Here is a 536-nt window from a genome sequence, read left to right on the forward strand (position 1 = left end):
CATCCCACTTCCTTGGGGCAACATGCGCAAAGTGAATGACCCATGCCAACACTGGGCGGTATTCAGACGCCTATCCCAACCTTTAGATACGAGCTCTGCGCAAATCTCGATTTTGAATGTGGGTGACGAGCCACGCATTTATTGCTGCGAATCGGTCAACGTATTTGACCCGGCGGGGAACAACCGAGTGTTGTGCGCGGGGATAGATTTAAACCCTGCGATTTCAGCACAAGGTGGCGATGCGGTTTCCATAGCGGAAGAGTTGAAGTCTCTCTGTGTCGCTTCCGGCGGAAGCAGTGTTATTCCGCCTCATATCAAAAAAGACTTAACTACGATCGCTAAAATCTTAAATATCAATTGGATAGAACGCGGCATTCAAAGCCAAGCAAGATTGATTTGTTCAAGAGGGGCGGTATGTCCAAGACAACCAAGCTGTTACAGCAAATGCGGGGAAGCGGACGAGACGGGTGACAATGTGAATATTATCAGTCTCTAGAAAGAAAAAACGCCAATCACAAGAAAGGTGATTGGCGGTA

The 536-nt window shown here is 48.1% G+C and carries 1 protein-coding gene; it reads left to right on the forward strand.

From position 1 onward, the window contains the following. A partial coding sequence (locus tag R7Q09_RS28035; protein WP_318144192.1) for a DUF3612 domain-containing protein occupies window positions 1-496 on the forward strand: 496 nt, incomplete at its 5' end. Window positions 497-536: the final 40 nt, after the last annotated feature.

The sequence above is a fragment of the Vibrio sp. 2130-1 genome, from assembly GCF_033339515.1.